Origin of the sequence: Aminobacter sp. Y103A, from assembly GCF_030294925.1 — a bacterium.
GTDB lineage: Bacteria > Pseudomonadota > Alphaproteobacteria > Rhizobiales > Rhizobiaceae > Aminobacter > Aminobacter ciceronei.
This window is the reverse complement of the sequence record NZ_AP017986.1, coordinates 3,610,610-3,622,815: the sequence shown is the minus strand read 5'-3', so window position 1 is coordinate 3,622,815 and position 12,206 is coordinate 3,610,610. Positions and strand designations below refer to the sequence as shown.

The following is a 12,206-nucleotide window of genomic DNA, read 5'->3' as shown; positions in this document are numbered from 1 at the left end:
GCTATGGCAAAGCTTAAGGTCGACGGGAAAGAGATTTCGGTACCCGACCACTATACGCTGCTGCAGGCGGCGGAAGAGGCGGGCGCGGAAGTGCCGCGCTTCTGCTTCCATGAGCGGCTGTCGATCGCCGGCAACTGCCGCATGTGCCTTGTCGAGGTGAAGGGCGGACCGCCCAAGCCGGCGGCATCCTGCGCCATGGGCGTGCGCGACCTGCGTCCCGGCCCGAACGGCGAGACGCCCGAAATCTTCACCAACACGCCGATGGTCAAGAAGGCCCGCGAAGGCGTGATGGAATTCCTGCTGATCAACCATCCGCTCGATTGCCCGATCTGCGACCAGGGCGGCGAATGCGATCTGCAGGACCAGGCGATGGCCTTCGGCCTCGACGGCTCCCGCTACAACGAAAGCAAGCGTGCGGTCGAAGACAAGTACATCGGCCCGCTGGTCAAGACGATCATGACGCGCTGCATCCACTGCACGCGCTGCGTCCGCTTCACCACCGAAGTTGCCGGCATCTCCGAGCTCGGCCTGATCGGCCGTGGCGAGGACGCCGAGATCACCACCTATCTCGAGCAGGCGATGACCTCCGAGCTGCAGGGCAACGTCATCGACCTGTGCCCGGTCGGCGCGCTGACCTCCAAGCCCTACGCCTTTCAGGCACGTCCGTGGGAGCTGACCAAGACTGAATCCATCGACGTGATGGACGCCGTCGGCTCGGCCATCCGCGTCGACACGCGTGGCCGCGAAGTGATGCGCATCATGCCGCGCATCAACGAGCAGGTGAACGAGGAGTGGATCTCCGACAAGACCCGCTTCATCTGGGACGGCCTGCGCACGCAGCGCCTTGACCGGCCTTACGCCCGCAAGGGTGGCAAGCTCGCTCCGGTGAGCTGGCCAGAGGCGTTCACGGCGATCAAGGATGCCGTCGCCAAGACCTCGGCCGAGCGCATCGGCGCGATCGCCGGCGATCTGGCAACCGTCGAGGAAATGTATGCACTCAAGCAACTGATCGCCTCGCTCGGCTCGAAGAACATCGACTGCCGCCAGGATGGTGCAGCGCTCGATCCGTCGCTCGGCCGCGCCAGCTATATCTTCAACCCGACCATCGAAGGCATCGAGCAGGCCGACGCCATCCTGATCATCGGCGCCAACCCGCGCTTCGAGGCTTCGGTACTCAATGCACGTATCCGCAAGCATTGGCGTGCAGCCAATGTGCCGGTCGGCGTCATCGGCGAGATCGGCGACACCCGCTACGACTACGAACAGCTCGGCTCAGGCCCGGATACGCTCAAGGATCTGGCCGAAGGCAATGGCAAGTTCTTCTCGGTGCTGAAGAAGGCCTCGCACCCGCTGATCATCGTTGGCCAGGGCGCAATTGCGCGCTCCGATGGTGCTGCCGTGCTCGGCCAGGCGGCGAAGCTCGCGACTGCTGTCAAGGCGAGCCGCCCGGACTGGAACGGCTTTGCCGTGCTGCATACCGCAGCTGCCCGCGTTGGCGGCCTCGACGTCGGCTTCGTGCCGGGCGAGGGCGGCAAGAACGTCGCCGGCATGCTCAGCGACAGCGACGTGCTGTTCCTGCTCGGCGCCGACGAACTCGAGCTGGCCAAGGCAGCGAACGCATTCGTGGTCTACATCGGCACCCATGGCGATACCGGTGCGCACCGCGCCGACGTCATCCTGCCGGCTGCCGCCTACACCGAAAAGTCGGGCACCTATGTCAACACCGAAGGCCGCGTGCAGCAGACCAGCCGTGCCGGCTTCGCGCCGGGCGAGGCCAAGGAAGACTGGGCGATCCTGCGCGCGCTGTCCGACGTGCTTGGCCACAAGCTGCCCTTCGATTCGCTGCAGCAGCTGCGTGCCAAGCTGTATCAGGAATTCCCGCACCTGCGCCGCATCGACGAGATCGACGCCGGCGACAACGACGACATTGCCAAGGTCGCCAAGCTTGGTGGCCGGCTGAACAAGGGCGCCTTCACCTCGGCGGTGAAGGACTTCTACCTCACCAACCCGATCGCTCGCGCGTCAGCGGTGATGGCCGAATGTTCGGCATTGGCCAAGAACGGCTTCAAGCAGGCGGCGGAGTAAAGGCTGTCATGGATACCTTTTTCTCCTTCTACGTCCTGCCGGCGTTGATCATCCTCTTGAAGTCGGTCGTCCTGATCGTCGTCCTGCTGATCTTCGTCGCCTACATCCTCTATGCCGACCGCAAGATCTGGGCCGCCGTCCAGCTGCGCCGCGGCCCGAACGTCGTCGGCCCCTGGGGCCTGCTGCAGGCCTTCGCCGATCTTTTGAAGTTCGTCTTCAAAGAGCCGATCATCCCGTCGGGCTCCAACAAGGGCGTGTTCCTGCTCGCGCCCGTCGTCTCGGCGGTGCTGGCGATCTCGGCCTGGGCGGTGATCCCGGTCAGCGAAGGCTGGGCGATCGCCAACGTCAATGTCGGCATCCTCTATGTCTTCGCCATCTCCTCGCTCGAGGTCTATGGCGTGATCATGGGCGGCTGGGCCTCGAACTCGAAATATCCGTTCCTCGGCGCGCTGCGTTCGGCGGCGCAGATGGTGTCCTACGAAGTCTCGATCGGCTTCGTCATCGTCTGCGTGCTGCTCACCGTCGGCTCGCTGAATCTCACCGACATCGTCCTGTCGCAGGGCGACGGCATCGGCACGCGCCTTGGCCTGCCGAATACCTTCCTCGACTGGAACTGGCTCGTCCTGTTCCCGATGTTCGTGATCTTCTTCATCTCGGCGCTGGCCGAGACCAACCGTCCGCCCTTCGATCTGGTCGAAGCCGAGTCGGAACTCGTCGCCGGTCACATGATCGAATATTCGTCGACGCCGTTCCTGCTGTTCTTCCTCGGCGAGTATGTCGCAATCGTGCTGATGTGCGCGCTGACGACGATCCTGTTCCTCGGCGGATGGCTGCCGCCGTTCGACTTCGCACCCTTCACCTGGGTTCCCGGCGTGATCTGGTTCGTGCTCAAGGTCTGCATGGTGTTCTTCATGTTCGCCATGGTGAAGTCCTTCGTGCCGCGCTACCGCTACGACCAGCTGATGCGCCTGGGTTGGAAGGTGTTCCTGCCGATCTCGCTGGCGATGGTCGTCATCACCGCCGCCGTCCTCAAGCTTACCGGAGCTGCATGATGTCCGCTCTCGCACAAGCCGCCAAATCGCTGCTGCTGCAGGACTTCGTCGGCGCCTTCTTCCTGTCGATGCGCCAGTTCTTCGCGCCCAAGGCGACGCTGAACTATCCGCATGAAAAGGGCCCGGTCAGCCCGCGCTTCCGTGGCGAGCATGCGCTGCGCCGCTATCCCAACGGCGAAGAGCGCTGCATCGCCTGCAAGCTGTGCGAGGCGATCTGCCCGGCACAGGCGATCACCATCGAAGCCGGCCCGCGCCGCAACGACGGCACCCGCCGCACGGTGCGTTACGACATCGACATGGTGAAGTGCATCTATTGCGGCTTCTGCCAGGAAGCCTGCCCGGTCGACGCCATCGTCGAGGGGCCGAACTTCGAATTCGCGACGGAAACGCGCGAGGAGCTGTACTACGACAAGGACAAGCTGCTTGCGAATGGCGACCGGTGGGAGCGCGAAATCGCGCGCAACATCGCTATGGATTCGCCGTATCGCTGATGCCTGAACAATGGACGGGCCCAATCGGCTCGTCTAAGGAACGCGCGGCCTGCTTCGGAGGCGGAGCGAGGACGTGAACAGGGCAGGGCGCACAAGGCGCGCTGCCCGAAAGGAAACCCGGGGGAACCCATGCTCAACGGACTTGAAGCGGTATTTTTCTACCTCTTCGCCTTCATCGCGGTGGCGTCGGCCTTCATGGTCATTTCGGCGCGCAACCCGGTTCACTCGGTGCTCTACCTGATCCTGACGTTCTTCAACGCGGCGGGCCTGTTCCTTTTGACCGGCGCCGAGTTCCTGGCGATGATCCTGCTCGTCGTTTATGTCGGCGCGGTGGCGGTGCTGTTCCTGTTCGTCGTCATGATGCTCGACGTCGACTTCGCCGAGCTGAAATCGGGCGCGCTGCAATATGCGCCGATCGGCGCGCTTGTCGGCCTGATCCTCGCTGCCGAACTGATCGTTGTCACCGGCGGCTACGCCTTCGCGCCGAAACTGGCGACAGCCGTTGCGCAGCCGACGCCCGATATCGCGACGCGCCACAACACGGCAGCGCTCGGCGACATTCTGTACACAGACTACATCTATTTCTTCCAGATCGCCGGCCTCGTGCTTTTGGTCGCCATGATCGGCGCCATCGTGCTGACGCTGCGCCACAAGCCGAACGTCAAGCGCCAGGACATCTCGGCCCAGGTCGCCCGTACCCCGGCGACCGCGATCGAGGTCAAGAAGGTCGAGACAGGCAAGGGAATCTGACCATGGTTGTCGGCATCGCTCATTATCTGACGCTTTCGGCGGTCCTGTTCACGCTCGGCGTGTTCGGTATCTTCCTGAACCGCAAGAACGTCATCGTCATCCTGATGTCGGTCGAGCTGATCCTGCTCGCGGTCAATATCAACTTCGTGGCGTTCTCGGCCCAGCTCGGCGATCTCGTCGGCCAGGTGTTCGCGCTGTTCGTGCTCACGGTTGCCGCCGCCGAAGCGGCGATCGGACTTGCAATCCTCGTCGTCTTCTTCCGCAACCGCGGCTCCATCGCGGTCGAAGACGTGAACATGATGAAGGGCTGATCGGCCAATGATGTACCACTTCATCGTTTTCCTTCCGCTTCTCGGCTTCCTGATCGCCGGCCTGCTCGGCCGTTCGATCGGCGCGAAAGCGGCCGAATACGTCACCTCGGGCTTCCTGGTGATATCGGCGGTCCTGTCCTGGATCGCCTTCGTGGCCGTGGCCCTGGGCGACGTCGAAGCCTTCACCGTGCCGGTGTTGCGTTTCCTGGACGTCGGCGGACTGCAGGCCGACTGGGCTCTGCGCATCGATACGCTGACCGCCGTCATGCTGGTGGTGGTCAACACGGTGTCGGCGCTGGTCCACATCTACTCGATCGGCTACATGCACCACGATCCGCATCGGCCGCGCTTCTTTGCCTATCTGTCGCTGTTCACCTTCGCCATGCTGATGCTGGTGACGTCTGACAACCTCGTCCAGATGTTTTTTGGCTGGGAAGGGGTGGGCCTCGCGTCCTACTTGCTGATCGGTTTCTGGTACAAGAAGCCGTCGGCGAACGCCGCCGCGATCAAGGCCTTTGTTGTCAACCGCGTCGGCGACTTCGGCTTCCTGCTCGGCATTTTCGGCCTCTACGTCCTGTTCGGCTCGGTCGAATTCAGCACCATCTTTGCCAGCGCTGCTTCCTACCTGCCGGCCGAAGGCGCCGCCGAACACGGTGGCACCGTGCTGAACTTCCTCGGCTACGCACTGGACAAGCACAATGCATTGACCATCGTCTGCCTGCTGCTGTTCATGGGCGCCATGGGCAAGTCGGCGCAGGTGCCGCTGCACACCTGGCTACCCGACGCCATGGAAGGCCCGACGCCTGTGTCGGCACTGATCCACGCGGCGACCATGGTCACCGCCGGTGTGTTCATGCTGGCGCGTCTGTCGCCGGTCTTCGAACTGTCGCACACTGCGCTCACCGTCGTCACCTTCGTCGGCGCGATCACGGCGATCTTCGCGGCAACCGTTGGCCTGGTGCAAAACGACATCAAGCGCGTCATCGCCTATTCGACCTGCTCGCAGCTCGGCTACATGTTCGTTGCGCTCGGCATGGGCTTCTACTCGGCGGCGATCTTCCACCTGTTCACGCATGCCTTCTTCAAGGCGCTGCTGTTCCTGGGATCGGGCTCGGTGATCCATGCCGTCTCCGACGAGCAGGACATGCGCAAGATGGGCGGCCTCCGCAAGCTGATCCCGACCACCTACTGGATGATGGTCATCGGCACGCTGGCGCTGACCGGCGTCGGCATCCCGGCGACGATCATCGGCACGGCAGGCTTCTTCTCCAAGGATGCCATCATCGAAGGCGCATTCGTCGGCCACAATGCGGTCGCGGGCTTCGCTTTCGCCATGCTGGTTATCGCTGCCTGCTTCACCAGCTTCTACTCGTGGCGCCTGATTTTCATGACCTTCCACGGCAAGCCGCGCGCCACCGCCGACGTCATGCACCATGTGCATGAATCGCCGCCGGTCATGTTGGTGCCGCTGTTTGTCCTGGCTGTCGGTGCGCTGTTGGCGGGCGTCGTCTTCCACGACCAGTTTATCGGCGAAGCCTACAACGAGTTCTGGAAGGGCGCGCTGTTCACGCTCGACACCAACCACATCCTGCACGATTTCCACGGCGTGCCGATGTGGGTGAAGCTGGCACCGTTCGCGGCGATGATCGGCGGGTTCGCCATGGCCTACCTGTTCTACATCCGGTCGCCGGAGATGCCGAAGGTCCTGGCCGAACGCCATCGCGGGCTCTACGCCTTCCTGCTCAACAAGTGGTACTTCGACGAGCTGTACGACTTCCTGTTCGTGCGCCCGGCCAAGTGGCTCGGCAGCTTCCTCTGGAAGAAGGGCGACGGCTGGTTGATCGACGGCTTCGGTGCCGACGGCATCTCGGCGCGCGTCGTTGACGTTACCAACCGCGTCGTCAAGCTGCAGACCGGTTACCTCTATCACTACGCATTCGCCATGCTGATCGGCGTGGCGGCCCTCGTTACCTGGATGATGCTCGGGAGCTCCTTCTGATGTCTGGCGTTCCCATTCTATCGCTGGTCACCTTTCTGCCGCTGGTCGGCGCGCTCCTGATCCTGCTGATCAGGGACGATGGTGACGCTGCGCGCCGCAATATCCGCAACGTCGCGCTTCTGACGACGGTGTTCACCTTCGCGGTGTCGTTGCTGATCTGGATCTATTTCGACAATGCGGAAGCTGGTTTCCAGTTCGTCGAGAAGGCCGCCTGGCTCGACTCCGGCATCTCTTACCACATGGGCGTGGACGGCATTTCGATGCTGTTCGTCATCCTGACGACCTTCCTGATGCCACTGTGCATCCTGGCGAGCTGGGAGTCGGTGGAGAAGCGCGTCAAGGAATACATGATTGCGTTCCTGATCCTGGAAACGCTGATGATTGGCGTGTTCTGCGCACTGGATATCGTGCTGTTCTACGTCTTCTTCGAAGCTGGCCTGATCCCGATGTTCATCATCATCGGCGTCTGGGGCGGCAAGCGCCGCGTCTATGCCAGCTTCAAGTTCTTCCTGTTCACGCTGCTCGGCTCGGTGCTGATGCTGCTGGCCGTCATGGCGATGTTCTGGCAGGCCGGTACGACCGACATTCCGACGCTGCTGGCATATGACTTCCCGGCCAATATGCAGACATGGCTGTGGCTGGCGTTCTTTGCCTCGTTCGCGGTGAAGATGCCGATGTGGCCGGTTCATACCTGGCTGCCGGATGCGCACGTCGAGGCGCCGACGGCCGGCTCGGTCATCCTGGCGGGCATCCTCTTGAAGATGGGCGGTTACGGCTTCCTGCGTTTCTCGCTGCCGATGTTCCCGCTGGCTTCCGAATTCTTCGCCCCGCTGGTGTTTGCTATGTCGGCAATCGCCATCGTCTACACCTCGCTGGTGGCGCTGATGCAGGAAGACATCAAGAAGCTGATCGCCTACTCGTCGGTCGCCCACATGGGCTACGTCACCATGGGCATCTTCGCGATGAACGAAGCCGGCGTTCAGGGCGCTATCTTCCAGATGCTCAGCCACGGCCTCGTCTCGGGCGCGCTGTTCCTCTGCGTCGGCGTCGTCTACGACCGCATGCATACCCGCGAGATCGCGGCCTATGGCGGCCTGGTCAACAACATGCCGAAATACGCTGTGGCCTTCCTGATCTTCACCATGGCCAATGTCGGCCTGCCCGGCACTTCCGGCTTCGTCGGCGAGTTTCTGACGCTGTTCGGTGTCTTCCAGGTCAACACCTGGGTGGCGCTGATTGCGGCAACCGGTGTGATCCTGTCGGCAGCCTATGCGCTGTGGCTCTACCGCCGCGTCGTGTTCGGCGCGCTGACCAAGGAAAGCCTGAAGGGTCTGTTCGACCTGTCGGGTCGCGAGAAGGTGGTGCTCTATCCGCTGATCATCCTGGTCATCTTCTACGGCGTCTATCCGGCGCCGGTGTTCGACGCCACGACCGCTTCGGTCAAGGCGCTGATCAACAACGTAACCGTATCGATCGACGCCGCGCAGACCGCGGCGGCGAACTGACAGGGGTTTTGCGAACCATGACGCCCGAACTCCTTTCGAGCCTCTCGCTCTCCGCACCGGAGCTGATCATCGCCCTGGGCGCGCTGGCGCTTCTGATGATCGGCGTGTTCTCCGGCGAGCGCGCCAACTCGACCGTGACCGGCCTTGCCGTCGCCCTGCTGGTGGCGGCCGGCGCCTGGATGCTGGTGTTCGGCCATGACGGCGCGGGCTACGGCACGGCCTTCGTTTCCGATGCCTTCGCACGCTTCATGAAATTCCTGACGCTGCTGGGTGCCGCGGTGACGCTGATCATGTCGGTTGGTTTCGCCAAGGCCGAGAAGTTCGACAAGTTCGAGTTCCCGGTGCTGGTGCTGCTGGCGACGCTCGGCATGCTCTTGATGATCTCGGCCAACGACATGCTGGCGCTCTATCTCGGCCTCGAGCTGCAGTCGCTGGCGCTCTACGTCATTGCCGCGATCAACCGCGACAACGTGCGATCGACCGAAGCTGGCCTCAAGTACTTCGTCCTCGGCGCGCTGTCTTCGGGCATGCTGCTCTACGGCATCAGCCTCGTCTACGGCTACACCGGTCACACCTCGTTCGAGGCGATTGCCGCGGCCCTGACCGGTGGCGAGCGCCAGCTCGGCCTGGTCTTCGGCCTGGTCTTCGTGCTTGCCGGCCTGTGCTTCAAGATCTCGGCGGTGCCGTTCCACATGTGGACACCCGACGTCTATGAAGGCGCGCCGACGCCGGTCACGGCATTCTTCGCCGCTGCTCCGAAGATGGCGGCGATGGCGCTGATCGTGCGTGTCACCATGGGCGCGTTCGAGCCGATCGGTACCGACTGGCAGCAGATTATCGTCTTCGTCTCGATCGCCTCGATGGCGCTCGGCGCCTTCGCCGCGATCGGCCAGAAGAACATCAAGCGCCTGATGGCCTATTCGTCGATCGGCCACATGGGCTACGCGCTTGTCGGCCTTGCCGCCAACAGTGAAGCCGGCGTGCGCGGCGTGGTCATCTACATGCTGATCTACCTGGTGATGACGCTCGGCACCTTCGCCTTCATCCTCGCCATGCGACGCAAGGACGGCAATGTCGAGCAGATCTCAGATCTCGCAGGCCTTTCGTCGACCAATCCTGTCATGGCGACGATCCTGACCATCCTGATGTTCTCGCTGGCCGGCATCCCGCCGCTCGCGGGCTTCTGGGGGAAGTGGTACGTCTTCCTCGCCGCGATCAACGCCAATCTCTACGCGCTGGCGGTCATCGGCGTGCTGGCTTCGGTGGTCGGTGCGTTCTACTATCTGCGCATCATCAAGATCATGTGGTTCGATGAGCCGGTTGGCGGTTTCCAGCCGATGGCGGGCGAGCTTCGGCTCGTGCTCGGCCTGTCGGGTGCGTTCGTTCTGTTCTACGTGCTGATCGGCGGCCCGATCGGGCAGATGGCGGAAGCTGCTGCCAAGACCTTCTTCTGACGGTATGGGGTTCCAGCTCGCACCGACAGCAACTGCCGACGGTTTCCGCCTCGAAGCCCATGACGCCGTGGGCTCGACCAACGCACTGGCGCTGGAACGGGCGATGGCCGGCGACCCTGGAAAACTCTGGGTCGTTTCGAAGAAACAGGAAAGCGGGCGTGGCCGACGTGGCCGCGCCTGGGCGACGCCGGAAGGCAATCTCGCAGCGACCCTGCTCAAGGTTCTCGACCACGACCTGCAATATGCGGCGACGCTTGGCTTCGTCGCCGGATTGGCGCTTGCCGATGCACTCGACGCAGTTGCGCCGAATGCGCGCTTTTCGGTCGGCGTCGACGGCGGCAGCGGGCAGGGCGTCAAGCGTTTCGAGCTGAAATGGCCGAACGACGTCTTGGCTTCCGGCGCCAAGCTTGCCGGCATCCTGCTTGAATCGACATTGCTCGGGCAAGGCAGGCTGGCGATCGCCATAGGCATCGGCGTCAATGTCGTGGCGCATCCGACCGAAGTGCCTTATCCCGCGACCTCGCTCGCCAGCCTGGGGGCAGGCGTCGATGCCGAGACCCTGTTCCTGGCGCTTTCCGATGCCTGGAGCGAGAACGAACGCATCTGGGCCGGCGGCAGGGGACTGGCGGCGATCCGCAAGCGCTGGCTTGGGCGCGCGGCCGGCCTCGGCAGCGAAGTCGCCGTGCGGATCGAGGGAAATGTGGTGCGCGGCGTCTTCGAGACCATCGACGAGGATTGCCGCTTCGTGATCCGTGACACTAAAGGTGAGGCGGTAAAGATCGCCGCCGGCGACGTGCATTTCGGCGCGGTTGCTTCGGCCGGCGCGGCCTGACAGGCCTGAAAGGATTTCTGGTATGGCTAAAGCGGAAAAAGCCGAGCTCGTATTCGTGCCGCTGGGCGGTGTCGGCGAGATCGGCATGAACCTCGCTCTCTATGGCTTCGGCCCGGCGAACAAGCGTGAATGGATCATCATCGACGTCGGCGTGACGTTCCCCGATGCGACGCTGCCCGGCGTCGACCTTGTGCTGCCCGACACGCGCTTCATCGAGGAGCAGCTGGAAAACCTCCGCGGCATCATCATCACGCATGCGCATGAAGACCATTATGGTGCGCTGCACGACACCTGGCCGAAGCTGAAGGCACCTGTGTGGATGACGCCGTTCGCCGCCGGCCTGCTGGAAGCCAAGCGCCAGTCGGAGCAGGGTGCGCCGAAGATCCCGGTGACTGTCTACCGTGCCGGCGAAAAATTCACCGTCGGTCCGTTCGAGATCGAGGCGATCGCTGTCAGCCATTCGATCCCGGAGCCCGTGTCGCTGGCGATCACCTCGCCGGCCGGCACCGTGATCCACACCGGCGACTGGAAGATCGATCCCGCGCCCGAAATCGGCCCGATGACCGACGAGGCTCGCTTCCGCGCCTATGGCGACAAGGGCGTGCTGGCACTCGTCTGCGATTCGACCAATGCGCTGCGCGAGGGCGACTCGCCGTCCGAGCAGCAGGTCGGGCAGGGGCTGCGCAAGGTCATCGAGGAAGCCAAGGGCCGTGTCGCGGTCACGACCTTCTCGTCCAATGTCGGTCGCATCCGCTCGATCGCGGAAGCCGCGCGCGATGCCGGTCGACAGGTTCTCGTCATGGGCCGTTCGCTCAAGCGCGTCATCGACGTGTCGAGCGAACTCGGCTACATGGATGGGCTGCCCGAGTTCGTATCCGAAGAGGATTACGGCTACATTCCGCGCGAAAATCTCGTCGTCATCTGTACCGGCAGCCAGGGCGAGCCGCGCGCAGCACTCGCCAAGCTGGCGCGTGACGAGATGAAGTCGGTGGCGCTTTCGCCCGGCGACACCGTGGTGTTTTCCTCGCGCACCATTCCTGGTAACGAGAAGGCGATCCTCGAGATCAAGAACCTGCTCATCGACCAAGGCATCAAGATCATCGAGGACGGTGACGCGCTGGTCCACGTCTCCGGCCATCCACGCCGCTCGGAACTCAAGCGCATGTATGAGTGGGTTCGCCCGCGCATCGGCGTGCCGGTGCATGGCGAGGCCGCCCACCTTGTCGGTCAGGGTTCGTTGATGTCGCTGTCGGGCATTCCCGAGGTGGCGCAGATCCGCGACGGCGACATGCTGAGGCTGTGGCCGGGAGCTGCCGAGATCATCGACCAGGTGCCGTTCGGCCGCGTCTACAAGGATGGCAAGCTGATCGGTTCCGACGAGGCAATGGGCATTCGCGACCGGCGCAAGCTGTCGTTTGCCGGCCATGTTGCAGTCAACGTCGTGCTCGACGACAAGTACGAGCTCGCCGGCGACCCGGATCTGGTGGCGATCGGCGTCGCCGAAACCGATGCTGCCGGCGAAGATCTCGAGGAGCTGATGCTCGATGCGGCAATCGGCGCCGTGGACTCGATACCCCGCGCGCGGCGAAAAGACCTCGACCTGGTGCAGGAAGCCGTGCGTCGCGCTGTGCGCGGTGCCGCCAACGAAGCCTGGGGCAAGAAACCGCTGGTGACGGTGTTCGTCACGAGGTGAGCGGACAGGGAGTGGGGAATAGGCAACAGACGGC

10 protein-coding genes are annotated in these 12,206 nt (G+C 63.3%); all 10 read left to right on the top strand.

Annotated elements, in window-relative coordinates; translation table 11 throughout:
- Nucleotides 1–3: 3 nt before the first annotated feature.
- The 10 genes from nuoG (at nucleotide 4) to Amn_RS17765 (ending at nucleotide 12,172) form a co-directional block, all read left to right on the top strand.
- The gene (gene nuoG, locus Amn_RS17810) at nucleotides 4–2,085 is read left to right on the top strand and encodes an NADH-quinone oxidoreductase subunit NuoG (RefSeq protein WP_286290830.1); all 2,082 of its coding nucleotides are present in this window, start codon (nucleotides 4–6) and stop codon (nucleotides 2,083–2,085) included.
- 8 nt (nucleotides 2,086–2,093) lie between these two features.
- Nucleotides 2,094–3,137 (top strand): NADH-quinone oxidoreductase subunit NuoH, encoded by a 1,044-nt coding sequence (nuoH, locus tag Amn_RS17805; protein WP_067960748.1) that lies wholly within the window; start codon nucleotides 2,094–2,096, stop codon nucleotides 3,135–3,137.
- Entirely contained in the window at nucleotides 3,137–3,628 is a 492-nt protein-coding gene (gene nuoI / locus Amn_RS17800; RefSeq protein WP_055970601.1) for an NADH-quinone oxidoreductase subunit NuoI, read from the top strand. The genes nuoH and nuoI overlap by 1 nt, the downstream gene beginning before the upstream one ends.
- Before the next feature lie 129 nt (nucleotides 3,629–3,757).
- Nucleotides 3,758–4,378, top strand: coding sequence for an NADH-quinone oxidoreductase subunit J (locus Amn_RS17795; RefSeq protein ID WP_067960751.1), 621 nt, complete (start codon nucleotides 3,758–3,760; stop codon nucleotides 4,376–4,378).
- Between the two features lie 2 nt (nucleotides 4,379–4,380).
- A complete protein-coding gene (gene nuoK, locus Amn_RS17790; RefSeq protein ID WP_067960754.1) occupies nucleotides 4,381–4,689 on the top strand; it encodes an NADH-quinone oxidoreductase subunit NuoK in 309 nt (102 codons plus the stop codon).
- A 10-nt stretch (nucleotides 4,690–4,699) separates the two neighbouring features.
- A complete protein-coding gene (gene nuoL / locus Amn_RS17785; RefSeq protein ID WP_154384209.1) occupies nucleotides 4,700–6,688 on the top strand; it encodes an NADH-quinone oxidoreductase subunit L in 1,989 nt (662 codons plus the stop codon).
- Nucleotides 6,688–8,193, top strand: coding sequence for an NADH-quinone oxidoreductase subunit M (locus Amn_RS17780; protein WP_067960757.1), 1,506 nt, complete (start codon nucleotides 6,688–6,690; stop codon nucleotides 8,191–8,193). Before nuoL ends, Amn_RS17780 begins: the two co-directional genes overlap by 1 nt.
- Before the next feature lie 17 nt (nucleotides 8,194–8,210).
- On the top strand, nucleotides 8,211–9,647 hold the full coding sequence (gene nuoN, locus Amn_RS17775; protein WP_067960760.1) for an NADH-quinone oxidoreductase subunit NuoN: 1,437 nt from the start codon (nucleotides 8,211–8,213) through the stop codon (nucleotides 9,645–9,647).
- A gap of 4 nt (nucleotides 9,648–9,651) precedes the next feature.
- Nucleotides 9,652–10,479, top strand: coding sequence for a biotin--[acetyl-CoA-carboxylase] ligase (locus Amn_RS17770; protein ID WP_154383890.1), 828 nt, complete (start codon nucleotides 9,652–9,654; stop codon nucleotides 10,477–10,479).
- Between the two features lie 22 nt (nucleotides 10,480–10,501).
- Complete coding sequence (locus Amn_RS17765; protein WP_286290829.1) at nucleotides 10,502–12,172, top strand: ribonuclease J; 1,671 nt, start codon at nucleotides 10,502–10,504, stop codon at nucleotides 12,170–12,172.
- Nucleotides 12,173–12,206 lie beyond the last annotated feature (34 nt).